Source organism: Paenibacillus sp. VMFN-D1 (assembly GCF_003386155.1).
GTDB lineage: Bacteria > Bacillota > Bacilli > Paenibacillales > Paenibacillaceae > Paenibacillus_AQ > Paenibacillus_AQ favisporus.
On the sequence record NZ_QRDU01000003.1, the window covers coordinates 387,566 to 401,444 of the forward strand.

Here is a 13,879-nt window from a genome sequence, read left to right on the forward strand (position 1 = left end):
CTTACTTCAGCCTTCTGCGGATATCGTTCAGCTTGGAAGAAATCTGTCTGTAGAACTGATAGCGGTCTTCCCCGTCCGCCAGCTCCACCTTCTCGTATTCGAGACGGTCGCGGGCTTCCAGGAAGGTCGCCGACAGCTCCTCCAGCTTGGTGAGCAGCGGGGTGATATCCTCCGAAGCGGTCAGCTCGGCATCCCGGCGGGACGATTTGCGCAGCAGGGTGCTGCGGCTCTTCTCATCCAGCCCGCGGAAATGCTTAAACACTTCGTATTCGACGTAATTGACGCTTTTCAGCAGATTGGCGAACGGCTGCCACGCTTCTTCTTCCGGGTCGCGGTCGTAGACGTACAGGGCGCCCTTCTTGCAGATCGTGCCGGTGTACATCGCTTCGATAAACTGGTCCAGCCATTTCTCCTCATCCTGATGCTGGCTGATGATGTCCTCCAGTTCCGCCACCTTGGCGGCGATGGCGGTATACTTGGCCAATTCGGCCCGCACCCGGGTGATAAGCTCTGGCGAACGGATCAGGTTCTCCTTGGCCAGATCCTCATTGATCGAGCCGAAGATATCCTTCGATCCTTCCCGCTCCAATCCCTCGCTCAAGTAACGCTTCAGCTCGGTCAGTGCCCGCTTCACTTCGCCAAGATTCGGCTTGGCGGCGTTCAGCTGCATGTCGTACGCGTGCAGCGCAGACTCCACGTCAAACGGCTTCGTAAACACCACCGCATAGCGGTTGCTGGTGTTCTGGTCGGCATCCTTCAGCTGCACCACCTTCAGCTGCAGCGCCTGGTCGAATTCGGTGCGGACACGGGTGTTGTAGCTCTGCACCCGCGGGTTTACGTAGGTCTCGCCCCACGATTTTTCCGGAATCGGCGATGGCAGGTACGTCCAGTTCACACGGTCGGTCTGCACCAGGTGGCGACCGATGCCTTCTTTGTCCAGAATCGTGCGTTCGTAGCTTTCTTCGTACACCTTAAGCGGCGTATACACAAACAGCGGCACGCCATTTTTCGTGTTCAGCCAGAAGATCCGGTTCTTCACTTCGCTCTCTTTGACGGTAAAATGCGATTTGCCCACCGAATTGTTCTGATAATTGCGGATCCCCTTCAGGATGCTCGGCGCCTGCACCGGCACGGAGACAAAGCCCCACGACGGGAAGTACAGATTGCCTGCGCTGTTACTCAAGTGGAAGACCGGCACGGCCTCTTCGTCCAGCTTGCTGGCGATGTTCCGCTCCACAAACTTCTCGATCGACTCCTCCTGCCCGAACTTCATGATCAGGAAGTCTTCCATCGAGCGGGTAATGAGGTCGCCGAACTTGTCGGTCAGAAACTCCGAAATGGAGCTGACCACGTCGATCTCCTGCTCGCGAATCCAGCGATTGGAATGGTCCAGCAGCTCCTGCGCAAAGTCGCGGATCAGATCGTCAACATCCTTCTGCTCCATCATGCGGTTAATGACCTTCGAGATGTCGGGCACGCTGACCAGATTCCAATAGTAGGTTTTGTTGCCCTTGTGATCCTGCTGCTCCTCCCCATTCAAGAGAATGTCTCCGTTTTTGGCGAAAATGGAGTTCAGCGCGTTCAAAATTTCGGTGTATACGTTATAAATGCGGTTGTTTTCCTTGTTCAGCAGATCGTACAGATCCTCGTAGAACTCGATCATCTGCTCGGTACGCTCTACATCCGCCATCAGCCAGTATTCGTTGATCTTGGCCTCGATGTAGACGTTTTTCTTCTTTTCTTTGGATACGAAGGCGCTCTTTGCATCGCCCAGACGCTCATCCGCCTGCTCCCGGGCCACCTCGATGTCCCGCGGAATGCGGGTCAGGTTCTCGCGCAGCGTCTCAATATAGGAGAGCAGCATTTTGAGCAAGCTGAATCCCTTCTCCGTGTAGATCAGGCGGGACACATAGAACGGCCCTTGCTGCGGGTGCAGGAACATGCGGCGGATCTGGTCGCTGAACTGCGCCACGATTTCGCCTGGCAGCTGCTTCTTCGCCTTGATATATTCCTCCCGTGCCCGCGCCAGGAAATTTTGCTCCAGCTCGGTGTCCATATTGATGACCTGATTTTTAACAACGTTCGTGTAGCTCAAGCGCTCGCTGTTCTGGTAGCCGGGCAGCGGCTCCGGCACGCGTGATTCAAACGTCTTCACCATCGTGTCGAGATCGACGCCGAGCTTGCGGGCGAACTTCTCCACGTCTTCCTGATTCGGCGCTTTTTCGAACATCGTTTCCATTTTGCCGAACAGGCGGTACGCCAGAAATGTCGTCATTTCCTCAATCGGAAGCACGGCCGACGAGGCACCGATGATGTTGTAATCGTAGTTGGCCGGATACGCCTTGTTCATTTGGGCGATGTTCGTGCGGATGTTGCTGATATAGTCGTGAATGGCGAATTCTTCGCCCGATTGCTTTTCCTCGCTCGCCATGAAGTTCGTAATGTTCTCGGCGGTGACGTTCATGCAGTAATCGTAGGCATTTTCCAGCAGCTTGCCTTCCGTGTTGGTCGCCGAAATCAGATGGCACAGGTTAAACGGCGGCAGCGGCGAGTTGACGGTCAAAATGTTGCCGTACTGCTGCTTGAACCGCTCCCCGCGCGCATCCACGTTCATCCAGTAGTCGAGCTCTTTGAGGGCTGCATAACCGTTCTTCTTGATGTACTCACGCGTATGTTCGCTAAGGCTCTTGTTCGCCAGGTTGATATCCGGCGTGAACAGATAACCGAGCGTGTTGACCCGGTCGATCCCGGCGGAGCCATGGTCGCGCTCGATAATGCCGCGGACGATATAGGCGATGTCCAGGAAGCAGCCGCTTCCGGTACCGCCGGAGAGGCCGGTCAGCAGGAACACCATCAGCTTCTTGTTGGTGCCTACGGACAGCGTCTTGATCTTCTTGTCGATGGCCTGCACGACCTGGTTGATCTTCGTGAAGAGCAGCAAACGTCCCGCCTGGCGGACGCCCGCCGCGCCGTTCATGCCGTCGGTGATGCTGAGCTCGGGCGACAGCCAGTCCGTAATGTACGGCTCCAAAATGCTGCGGTTCTGCAGCAGTCCGCCGATCTCGGCGTTCGACAGAAGCACGAATTCGTTGATCGGATCGAGGCCCACGCCTTTGTAGCGCTTGTTCCGGTCCTGCTCGTTCGTTTCAAAAGCCAGGAACTCGACGTTGTCCGGCTTGTCCATCTTCTTCTTGGACAGCGGATCTTCCGGCAGCTTAAAGCGCCGGTTGATCTGGTATTTCAGGCGGAGCAGCGCATCGATGCCGGTGCCTCCGAGGCCGATGATCAGAATCGGGTTGTCAATCGTGTCCACCCGGATTTTTTCGCTGACGATACCGCCTCCCAGCGACACGTCCAGCTGCTGTATATGTTCTCTAACGACCGGTTTCATAGATTCCCCTCCTGGAAAAGGTGCACGGATATGAATAACCCGTTACACCAAATATTCAAATTGTATCGTTTTGTCAATCTGCTGCAGAGACACGCTCAAGCGGTCTCCGCTCTTCAGCTCCACGCCGGCGGAAGCATCCAGCACGCGGCCGGACCGCTCAATCGTGCAAGGCGAGGCATTTTTCAGCACCAGGCGGTCGTTCTTGCCCGGCGTAAACATGATTTTGTCGGTTTCCTTCAGTTCCGGCGCCAGCTGCAGCAGCTGGTGCAGGTTGAACTTGCCCCGGAATGAGGTCAGCTTCTTATATTGCGGGTACGTCTTCTCCCCGGTGTTCTCGTCGCGAATCTCGATGACCATCTGCCCGACAAAGCCCCGATTCGCTTTCTTCACGGCATTTAAAATGAAATACGCCGCGGCAGCGATGATCAGAAGGGCAATAATCCCGATCACGACGAGCATGGTAGGGAACGGTTTATCTTTGGACGCTCCTACGCCGGCCGCCCCGGCCCCTGTACCCGATGACGCCGGCTTTGCGCTGACGGTCACCGGCTGGGTTTCGCGGTAGAAGCTTTGGTCTTCCGCACGCACCTTCAGTTCGTACTGGTGCTTGGCGGGAATTTGGTAAGAACCCTCGAAATGGTCTCCTTGGTTCGTCAGCTTAACTTCCTCGGTCTTGCCCGTATCGAGGTCCTTCACCAGAAGCTTGGCGGCCATGCTGCCGTACAGCGCCTGATCCTGAAGCTTCTGGCCGCTGCTGACCAGATACGCCTTGATCTCTATCGTGTCACCCGGCTTCACCGATTTGGACGGCAGCGGATCCATCGTCAGGTCCAAATCATAGTTAAAGACGAGATTGATGTCGATTTTGTCCTTCGGAACGCCCTTCACCTGAAGCTTCCAGTCGCCCTGCTTAGGCTTCAGCAGCTTGATCAGGGAGTACGTCTTCGACTTGGAGCTCAGCACGTTGGCCGAAGGAATGGTCTGAGCCGTCCCGGCAGGATCGGTCAATTTCACGTCAACCGGGCTTCCGGACATCATCGAAATGTTCGCTTCCAGCACGTTCGCGTTCGGAACGCTGATGGTCACTTCCTGATAGCTGCCGTTCGCGGTGATCGACTGCACCGGAACGATCTTCAGCTTCTGGTGGCTGGCGAAAATTTCGCTCAAAATTTGCGGCAAATCATCCGCCGAGCTGGTGGAAAACGATTTGGCCCCGGTCTGGCTGGCCAGATCCGCCAGGGCGGCCTTGTTCAGCTTGCCGTCGGCATTCAGCCCGATCGTATAGATCGGGATGCCTGCCTGCTTCGCCTCCTGCACCGCGGTACTCAGCTGCTGGTCGGCCTGTTGCTCCGTCTTGCCCGATTTCGGGTCGAGCTCGTTGTTGCCGTCCGCCAGGACGACGATCATCGGCTCGTGGCTCTTGTCCATGCCCTGTTTCAGCACCTTCACCGCTTCATCCACGCCGACCGAAATGTCGGTATAGGCGCCGCGGTCAAGCTGGTCGATGAACTGCTTCAAATCTTCCTTGTCCGCCGCGGACTGGATTTCAAGCAGCGCCTTCTCCCGCTGGATCTTGTCCGTATAGGAGACGATTCCGACCTTGTCCCCTTGGGCGGACAGCATGTCGATGAACATCTTCATCGCCTCGCCGCTGATCCGGTTCGGATCGCTCGCCTTCATCGAATTACTGGCATCCATCACCAGTACAGCGTCAATCTGGGATGACGGCTGCCCGGCAGCCGATACCGGCGGCAGGAAGCCGCACCATGACACGAGCAGCAGTACCCCGGCCAGCAGGCACAGCGTCCATTTATTTTTTAAAAGCATAGCGTTTCTCCTTCATAACATTAGTCTTCGGTTTCCAATATTCGAGGCCAGCATTCCGCAAAATTCGACCTTTCCTAGCCGTAAGAGTGCCATTATTAACTCTAGGCAAAAAGTCTTAAATATTCCTTAAGAAACGATAAAAAAACGTGAAGCGACGTTTCTAGTTTCATTCCATATTCAGTAGAAACTTCCATGCCGAGCGCTAAAATATCCCAATCTATAACATTATGATATAATTATACCTGCCAAAGTTCAATGTTTACAGGAGCTCCGCGGAGTGTAGGCATTAGGACCTAACTATCAACTTGCATAATTATCCATCCGATAGAAAGGAATATTGATATGATTGCTTACGGATGTCTCGCCGTTTTGTTTCTTTTTGTTTTGATCAAATCCGTCAATTATTTCAGACGCCAGAAGACCGCGCCGCTTCCGGAAGAGCTGGACGAAACGCTGCTCACCATCGCCAACCCGGGAGACCGCCATGGTTAAGAAGAAGCCGGTACGTCTGCGCCCTTATTATAGAACGAGATATGCCTATCAAAAGTTAAGAGTTTGCAAACATTGCCATCATTTTACCGTCCTTTGGGAAGACACTTGCGCCAACTGCGGCCGTCACGCGCTGATCCCAGTCATGGACCAGGCGGCGATTAACGCCAAGCGGTCGATGCAGACGGAAAGGCTTGCCGCCCTTCTGCTGACGCTGGTGGCCGTGCTGCTAAGCCAGACATTCCTGCAGATTGCCGTCTGCCTGGGCGGGGGCATCCTGCTGACGGTGCTGCTGTGGCTGCTTCAGCGGCGCATGCTGCCGTCCGAGACGCGCCGCCAGCTGGACAAGCTGCTCCACGGCAGCCAGCGTCTGATCCTGGAAGGCATCTATTTGAACCTGTCCACCGCCTCAGCCGCCATTAAGGATGACGAGCAGATCGGATACGAGATTCTGCGGGAGATTGCCACCATCGTGCATAATGACCGGATCCGGCTGCAGCAAATCGTGCTGCTCCAGTCGTTCGTGCTGCGCAAAGATATGGATCTCGAGCTGGAGCCGCTGCTGATCGAGGACTTCGATTCCGATCTGGCCGCTTATATCGGCGAAATCGCCAAGGTCAAACGCGAGCTGATCAAGGCCAGCGCCATTCGTTATCTGCTCATTCATGAGCGTTACATCCTGCAAATGAAGCAGGGCGCCAGCATTATGACGGCGGCGGCCGGTGCTGCGGTACGGATGAAGAAGTACGTGGATATGTATCCTGATTTCATCCGGCGCTACGCGCGCGGCCTGCCGCGGGAGCGGTTTTTGCGCCTGTACCAGATCGTGCGGCGTAATCCGGACCAGTCCTGGGACGGTCTCCGCGACGAGGTATCCGCCATTTATAATGAAAAATACCGCTGGGACCCCGATTTTCAAAAATGGGAATAAAGAGGCCATAAAGATATGACGATGAAAAACGCGCTAACCCTGCGTAATTTGTATATTTTGCTCTGCGCCGCGGTTTTGGTCCTGATCGGAGTCAAGGGTTATGACATGAACCGGAAGATCGATTGGGTCGCCACAGCGGGTCAGTACTACGACCGGAAAGATCTGATCCATGCAGAGGAATGGTACCAAAAAGCTGCCGCAAACCGGTCCATACGCTATAAGGAAGATCTGATCGCCTCCCGGCTGAAAGAGCTTGAGCCGATCACCTCCATGAGACAGTCGCTGTCCCGTCTGGATCGGCGCGCGGAAACTGCTGCCCGAAACCGGGATTTTGACGGGCTTATGAACATGTACGCCGACTTGGTTGCCGCCAAGAAGGAGTATATGGCTGCGAGCCAGCCGCTGGCCGCCTACTATCCGAAGATCTCCGCCATGTCCGGCATTTCGGACGATCTGACCAAGGACTTCAAGCAGTTCCAATCCCTCTTTTACCAGCAGGCGAAGGATCAGTTGGCCCAGGGGGACGTTAACGACAACGCCTTTAAATGGAATCTGCTGGCCATTCCGGCGGAATTTTACGGCGGTGCGGAAGCCAAAAGCAAGCAGTTAAGCGGAAAATTTCAATCGTATGACGAGGCCCTGATGGCCCGCATGGCGGGTGCCGGGCAGTATCAGAACATGCTGGACTGGTCGCTGTCCATGATGACCGAATACAAGAGCCGCAGCTTTAAGACGAATTGGGTAAAAGAAAAGGCCGACTCCCTCGCCCGCACCCTGCTCACAAAGGATGTGCAGGAAGACCAGGCGGCAAACTTTGCCGCCCACGCCAAGATGTACACCGCCTACATGGCCGGTGCCGGCATGAAGCAGTCCGCTGTCCAGGATTACATCACCCGGCAAATCGGCACCTGGCTGAAGGGCGCAGACCGCAAAGTGAAGAACCATAAGTATGAAGAGGCGATCGCGATTTATCAGGCCTTATCCGGCTACGAGGATACGGAAGACAAGATCAAGGCGGCCCAGCTGGCCTGGACGGTTCACGATCCGGTCCGCCTGCTGCAAAGCGCCGATCCCTCCCCCTCCTACGACTTCGTCAGCGGAGGAGCGGATCGCTTCGGCGGTAAAGCCTATGCCATCGGGACGGACGGCAGCAACACCGTCTATTTCACCCGGATGAACAGCGATGAGACAGTGCAGGGTTACAGCAGCCATGATTTCCCGCAGGGAGCTGCCATCCGGAAAGTCTCCATCGAACCGTCGCTCAGCACGGGCGGCACACCAGTCATTCTCGTCGAGGCGGACTCAACGACCCGGAAGGCGCTGTATGCCGCTTATGAGGTCCGGGAGAACGGCATAGTCCAGCTGTTCCAATTCAGCGCGGACGGCTACAGCGTTCAATCGGACAAGTCGCTCCTGGTGACGAATCCGGAGATCGGCGGAGGCAGTGTAGCCGGCGGGATGGACGCTGTCGGAGGCACGGCACCGGAGGCGATATATGAGCGGCGCGGCGATGCCTATGAGTTTGCGGGCTTCCAGCAGGACTTTACGGATATCGTAGCGACCGATCTGCCGTCGCATCCGGGAGAAAAGGTTCGCTTTACCATCTATATCGTCCAAGGCGGCCAAGGCGAGGCGCTTGCGGAAATGGAAGGCTCGTATATCAAACTGAGGGGCAATTTCCAATTCACCGAGGGCAGCGTGACCGTCATCGGAACTTATAACGAGTCCGAGGAGATGTACCCGGGCGGTGATCAAAACGTCGAGCCTGTGAACGTACCGATCGTAGACGTGGAGCGGCTGGAGTAGATTCGGGAAGTTCGGCTGCTTCCAACTTCCAACTTCCAACTTCCAACAAGGCATAGCCCTGCAAGGTCTTGTCCGATGGAGACGAAAACAGGCCAAAGACCAATTTCGAAAAAAATATCGTGCATGCATCGTTCCTGGCATAGTTATTAGGATCGTTCATGAACATTAAAAGGCTTCCGCTTCGGCGAGAGGCCTTTTTTACAATGCCATCTTTCCAATTACGTCATCTTTTGTCGTATATATGAATTATTCTAAAACCATCCAAGGTACCGTATCGCAAAATGAAAGAGAGGGATGGATTCGTGGATGAATATATTGAAATCGAAGGGGCCCGGGAGCATAACCTGAAGAATATTTCGCTCCGCATTCCCAAACGCAAGCTGGTCGTACTGACGGGCTTGTCCGGGTCGGGCAAATCGTCGCTCGCAATGGATACGCTGCAAAAGGAATGCCAACGGCAGTACATGGAGTCCATGGGGATGGTGACGGATTTCATCAGCAAACCGCGGGTGGATTCCATCCGCGGCCTGTCCCCTTCCATCAGCGTCAGCCAGCATGTGACCAACAGGAACCCCCGGTCCACCGTCGGGACCGTTACGGAGATCTATACGTACCTGCGTGTGCTGTACGCCAAGCTTGGCGTGCGGGTATGTCCATCTTGCGGTCAAAGCATTCACCCCGTCTTCGAAGACAGTCCAGCGGTATCCGAAGAAGTTCTTGAACCATCGGAAGATGCGATTGAGGAGCCTAAGCATATGCCCTGCCCGCACTGCCATGCCTCGATCCCGAAGCTGACGATGGCCCACTTCTCCTTCAACAAACCTGAAGGAGCCTGCCCGATCTGCACAGGAATCGGCATCGTGACCGATATTGCCGTGGACCGGCTTTTGCAGGAAGACCGCAGTATCTTGGAAGGAGGCGTAACGCTCTGGGACGGCTGGGTTCGCGAATACTATGCGGACGTGATGTTAGCGGCATCTAAACATTACGGCTTTCCGTACGAGCCGCACCTGCCCATCCGCGATTATGGCGCGATCGCACGCGACATGCTGCTCTACGGCGCAGCCAGTGAGCAGTTCCAACGCCATTTCCCCGGCGTTAAGCCTCCCAAAACCGTGGGCAAGGGCAATTTTGAAGGCTTGATCACCCATTTGCTGCGCAAGTACAGGGAACATGACGGGGATCCGGAAGAATCGGGCTCTAAAAAATGGGACCCGTACTTTATGAAGCAGACCTGCCCCGATTGCCAGGGATCGCGATTGGGGAGAGAGGGCCGGCTCGTTACCATTAGGGGTACGACTATCATCGAGGCGGCTTCTTACACCCTTCTCCCGCTCTATGCCTGGCTCAAGCAGTTGAAACAGGAGCTGCCAGGCGAAAGCCTGGCCGTATGGAAGCCCATTTTCAACGGGTTGGCGGACCGTATCCAGCGGCTGATCGACGTCGGGCTCGAATATTTGTCGCTGGACCGGAAGGCGAGCACGTTGTCCGGCGGGGAAGCCCAGCGGCTCCGGCTCGCTTCGCTGCTCGGATCGGGCCTCACCGGCGTATTGTACGTACTGGACGAGCCAACGGCCGGGCTCCATCCGCGGGATACCCACAAGCTGATCCATGTGCTGAAGCGGCTCCGCGATTTAGGAAATACTGTGCTGGTCATCGAACATGATACCGAGGTAATGAAGTCCGCGGACCATTTGATCGAGATTGGCCCCGGCTCCGGAAAAGAAGGCGGGACCGTCGTCGGCACCGGAACGCTCGAACAGTTGAAAGCGATCCCCGAATCCGCCACCGGGCGGTATTTGCGGGAGGTGGACATCGCCGGCCCTCCGGTTACGCGGAGAGCGGGCAGCGGCAGCAAGCTTACGATCGAGCAGGCTTCCGCCCATAACCTGAAGCAGCTGACCGTCAGCTTTCCGCTCGGATGCCTGATTACAGTGACGGGGGTTTCAGGTTCGGGCAAATCCACTCTTCTGTTCGATATCCTCGAGCCTGCGGCAAAATCCCATCTTCGTTTGTCCGGCAATATGCCAGGCCCATACGAACGCATCACCGGCCTGGAGCTTATCGACAAGGTCATCGCCGTCGACCAAGCCCCGGTCGGGAAAATTTCGCGATCCAATATCGCGACCTACACCGACCTGTTTACCCCGATCCGCAGCCTATTCGCGGAGCTGCCCGAGGCCCGAAAACAACGGCTGAGTCCCAAGCACTTCTCCTTTAACACACCGGGCGGCCGATGCGAGAAATGCCGCGGCATGGGCACCCTGCAGCTGGATATGCACTTTCTGCCGAATGTGGAGGTACGCTGCCCCGTTTGCCTGGGAAAACGATTCAAAGAGAATGTGCTTGCTGTTCAGTACAAGGGCTTTAACATTTCGGACATTCTGAACCTGACCGTCCTGGAGAATGCCGCCCTCTTTGAGGAGCCGGTAATAGCCGATATGCTGAACCTGCTGGGTGAAGTGGGGCTCGGCTACCTGCAGCTGGGGCAGCCCACGACGACGCTGTCGGGCGGAGAAGCCCAGCGGATCAAGCTGGCGAAGGAGCTAGGTAAAAAAGCCAGAGGGCATACCTTGTACTTGCTGGATGAGCCCACGACCGGGCTTCATCCCAGTGATGTCCGGCATCTGTGTCGTCTGTTGAACCGGCTCGTGGACGCCGGCAACACGGTCATGGTGATCGAGCACCATCTCGATCTGATCGCCGCATCCGACTGGATCGCCGATTTTGGACCCGAAGGCGGGGATGCCGGAGGGAAGTTGGTCGCGCACGGTACGCCGGAAGATGTGGCGGCCGTTCAGGCCTCATATACAGGCCGCTATCTGGCCGAGCATCTGTCTCGCTGATCGTGCTTCCCAATCACCATGGCTCCTGCAGCTTGCGCAGCCAAAAAAAATCACCCTCAGTCACATAGACTGTGGGTGATTCTTCATATTCGGATCGCTTTGATCCGCTTATGTTCTATTGTACCGTCACGACCACCTTGGTCGATTTGCCGCCGAAGCTGACCGTGATCGTCGCTTTCCCTTTGCCGTTAGCGGTGATCTGGCCGTCCTTCACCGTCGCCGTCAAAATTTTGGAGGACTTCCAAAGGGCCGGCTTAGAGACGTCCACATCGGTTCCGTCCATGTAGGTCGCCGTGGCCGCCAGCGTCAGCTTGTCGCCGACATTCAGCGTCACGCTCACCTTGTCAGTCTGCAAATATTTCAGCGTATCCACTTCGACCGGAATTCGGACCGTCTTGTTGCCGTATTTGGCCGTCACGGTCGTTTTGCCGTAAGCAGCAGCGGTAATGACACCGTCGCTGACCGATGCTACTTTATAGTTTCCGGTTTTCCATTCCGCCTTGGACGTCACGTCCTTGGTGCTGCCGTCGCTGAACGTCACTTCCAGCTTGACGGTGGCCGTTTTATCCTTGGCTTTGCCTGCCGTCTTCAGCGATACTGCGGTCTCGCTCGCCTCAATGGCGGAGATGACGTCGACTTCCACCGGGATCGTTACTTTCTGTCCGCCGTACTCAGCGGTAATGTTGGCTTTCCCGCTCTTCAGGCCGGATACCAGGCCATTATTGTCTACCCCGGCAACCGTGGAGCTGCTCGACTTCCAGGACGCTTCCTTGGTCACATCCACCACCGTACCCGTCGCATCCTTCGCGGTCAAGGTCAGCTGCTTCTTATCACCGGCGGACATGATCACGAGCGTATCCGACGTTTTCAGGTCGCTGACCAATCCGACTTCCACGGTCATCGTGTAGGATTTGCCTTCGTACTTGGCCGTAATCGTCGCGGTTCCTGTCGCCACGCCGGTGATGAGTCCATTTTCATCGATGTCGGCAATATCCTTTTTGTTTGTGCTCCATTCTACCTTGTCCTTGGACGAGATCGTCTCGGCCGCCCGGTCCGCACCATAATCCAGCACGATGCTCGCCTGGTAGGTGGCGTCCACCTTCAGGGACAGCTTCTTCACCGGCAGCGAGATGCTGAGCGGCATGTCGACCGCTACCGATGTCGTTACCGTCACTCCGCCGTAGGTGGCACTGACTTTGGATTCCCCTTTTTTGAAAGCCGTCAAATTCCCGCCGCTGACAAAAACGACGTCCTCATTGCTGGATTTCCACACGGCTTTGCTCTGAACCTTCTCGGTTTCCCCGTTCGCATAGGTAGCGATCAGGTCCAGCTGTTTCGTCTTCTCACCCGTCAGGCTCAGTGCAACCTTCTCGACCAGATCGAGGTGGCGCGGCACGTCGACGTCGACATTAATGGCCACGCTCTTGTCCCCGTATTTGGCGGTAATAATCACTGCACCCGGCGCGATGGCCGTAATAACGCCTTTGTTCACATAAGCGACCTTCTCGTCGCTGGAAGACCATACAGCATCTCCTGTAATGTCCACCGGATCCTTGTCCGGATACACCGCTTCAACCTTGATCGGCTGTGTGGTGGAGTCCCCTGCATGAAGGAAAATATCCTGCTTGTCCGCCTTCAGGCGGATCGTCTTGTCGACATCGACCTGAATCGTTGCCGTTTTCGTGCCGTACTTCGCCGTAATCGTCGCGGTTCCCGGACCGTAAGGAGTAATCTGCCCCTTGATGACATCCGCCACGCCTTCGTTGCTCGACGTCCATTCCGCGTCGGCCGCAACGTTATCCTTGGTTGTGCCGTCCGGATAGGTCGCTTTCAGCGTCACTTGAACCGGCGTCTTCTCGCTCAGCAGCATGGACACCTGCGCAGGGTCCGCATCAAGCCGCTTCACGACTTCTACGCTCACCGGAATCGTTACGGTCTGCTTGCCGTACACCGCCGTCAGCGTAGCCGTACCCGGACCCACCGGCGTCACCGTTCCGTTCACGACCGTCGCCACGCTGGCGTTATCCGTCGACCAGTCCGCTTTGCCGGAAACTTCCTCCGTATTGTTGTCTGTATAGGTTGCGGTCAGCTTGATCTGGGGCTTGTCCCCCAGCTTCAGATCCAGACTCTGCACATCTTTCGTAAGCGCCTTGACCTTCTTCGTTACGGTCACCGACACCGATTCGGACACGTCCCCGAATACAGCTGTTACCGTTGTCGTACCTTCGCTCTTCGCGGTTACGGTACCGTTATATATGGTGGCAACTACGTTGTTCGAGCTGCTCCAGCTCGCCTTTACCGTCAAATCTGCCGTTGAATTATCCGAATATACACCCGTCGCGGTTACTTTCGCCGTATCGCCGATTTCAAGGGTAAGCTCATTTTTGGACAAAACCAGCTTGGTCAATTCCGCCGTGGCGGCCCAGGTCGTTCCGGCATAGGCCATGCACAGCACCATAACCAGGGACATGACCAGTACCCTTTTTAATCTGATTCGCAATGTAAATTCCCTCCAATTCCCTTATTTTGAGTAGAAACAAAAAAAGACCCTACCTCCCATATCGGTCAGTCCAGCCAAAAATGTTAGTT

At 55.9% G+C, this 13,879-nt stretch carries 7 protein-coding genes; 4 read left to right on the forward strand and 3 right to left on the reverse strand.

Annotated elements, in window-relative coordinates; genetic code table 11:
* Position 1: 1 nt before the first annotated feature.
* Both C7820_RS22770 and C7820_RS22775 read right to left on the reverse strand, forming a co-directional pair.
* On the reverse strand, positions 2-3,391 hold the full coding sequence (locus C7820_RS22770) for a tubulin-like doman-containing protein (RefSeq protein ID WP_116232969.1): 3,390 nt from the start codon (positions 3,389-3,391) through the stop codon (positions 2-4).
* Between the two features lie 42 nt (positions 3,392-3,433).
* Complete coding sequence (locus tag C7820_RS22775) at positions 3,434-5,218, reverse strand: vWA domain-containing protein (RefSeq protein WP_116232970.1); 1,785 nt, start codon at positions 5,216-5,218, stop codon at positions 3,434-3,436.
* 342 nt (positions 5,219-5,560) lie between these two features.
* Here C7820_RS22775 and C7820_RS33540 point away from each other — a divergent pair, with 342 nt between their 5' ends.
* The 4 genes from C7820_RS33540 to uvrA all read left to right on the forward strand — a co-directional run bounded on the left by C7820_RS33540 (position 5,561) and on the right by uvrA (position 11,290).
* Positions 5,561-5,710, forward strand: a complete 150-nt coding sequence (locus tag C7820_RS33540; RefSeq protein WP_163880163.1) for a hypothetical protein — start codon at positions 5,561-5,563, stop codon at positions 5,708-5,710.
* Positions 5,703-6,638 (forward strand): hypothetical protein, encoded by a 936-nt coding sequence (locus C7820_RS22780; protein WP_116232971.1) that lies wholly within the window; start codon positions 5,703-5,705, stop codon positions 6,636-6,638. Before C7820_RS33540 ends, C7820_RS22780 begins: the two co-directional genes overlap by 8 nt.
* 15 nt (positions 6,639-6,653) lie before the next feature.
* Complete coding sequence (locus C7820_RS22785; RefSeq protein ID WP_116232972.1) at positions 6,654-8,444, forward strand: hypothetical protein; 1,791 nt, start codon at positions 6,654-6,656, stop codon at positions 8,442-8,444.
* A gap of 302 nt (positions 8,445-8,746) precedes the next feature.
* On the forward strand, positions 8,747-11,290 hold the full coding sequence (gene uvrA / locus C7820_RS22790; protein WP_116232973.1) for an excinuclease ABC subunit UvrA: 2,544 nt from the start codon (positions 8,747-8,749) through the stop codon (positions 11,288-11,290).
* A gap of 115 nt (positions 11,291-11,405) precedes the next feature.
* On the opposite strand, the gene C7820_RS22795 is transcribed toward uvrA, so the two are convergent.
* Positions 11,406-13,790, reverse strand: a complete 2,385-nt coding sequence (locus C7820_RS22795; protein WP_258875355.1) for an Ig-like domain-containing protein — start codon at positions 13,788-13,790, stop codon at positions 11,406-11,408.
* Between the last annotated feature and the right edge of the window lie 89 nt (positions 13,791-13,879).

Bases quoted from the DNA above. Each gene is read 5' to 3' on its own strand.
- C7820_RS22770 (WP_116232969.1), bottom strand. From the start codon at position 3,391: ATGAAACCGGTCGTTAGAGAACATATACAGCAGCTGGACGTGTCGCTG.
- C7820_RS22775 (WP_116232970.1), bottom strand. From the start codon at position 5,218: ATGCTTTTAAAAAATAAATGGACGCTGTGCCTGCTGGCCGGGGTACTG.
- C7820_RS33540 (WP_163880163.1), top strand. From the start codon at position 5,561: ATGATTGCTTACGGATGTCTCGCCGTTTTGTTTCTTTTTGTTTTGATC.
- C7820_RS22780 (WP_116232971.1), top strand. From the start codon at position 5,703: ATGGTTAAGAAGAAGCCGGTACGTCTGCGCCCTTATTATAGAACGAGA.
- C7820_RS22785 (WP_116232972.1), top strand. From the start codon at position 6,654: ATGACGATGAAAAACGCGCTAACCCTGCGTAATTTGTATATTTTGCTC.